Source organism: Mesorhizobium sp. M7A.F.Ca.ET.027.03.2.1, from assembly GCF_003999175.1.
Lineage (GTDB): Bacteria > Pseudomonadota > Alphaproteobacteria > Rhizobiales > Rhizobiaceae > Mesorhizobium.
Genome location: NZ_RZOM01001922.1, coordinates 1 through 428 on the forward strand (window position 1 = coordinate 1; position 428 = coordinate 428).

General features: G+C 65.2%; 1 pseudogene. It reads right to left on the reverse strand.

The features are described from left to right. Positions 1 to 428 (reverse strand): annotated as a pseudogene (gene glyA, locus EN750_RS38790) (serine hydroxymethyltransferase); the annotation flags it as partial.

A 428-nucleotide genomic window follows, 5' to 3' on the forward strand; every position in this document is an offset into this window, starting at 1 on the left:
GATAGGGATAGAGCGGGAAACGATCGGTCAGCGCCACGACCTTGGTCTTGACCGCAGCTTCGACAGCGGCATTGCCCTCGTCGGAATTCGCAACCTTGAGACCGTCCAGCACTTCGGCGATCAGCTTGCCGATCTCGCGGAATTCGGCCTGGCCGAAGCCGCGCGTGGTGCCGGCCGGGGTGCCGAGACGCACGCCCGAGGTGACGAAAGGCTTTTCCGGGTCGAACGGGATGCCGTTCTTGTTGCAGGTGATGTTGGCGCGGCCAAGCGCCGCCTCGGCGCGCTTGCCGGTGGCGTTCTTGGGCCTGAGGTCGACCAGCATGAGATGGTTGTCGGTGCCGCCGGAGACGATGTCGAGACCGGTCTCCTTGAGGCTGGAGGCCAACGCCTTGGCGTTGGCCTCCAGCCTCAAGGAGACCGGTCTCGAC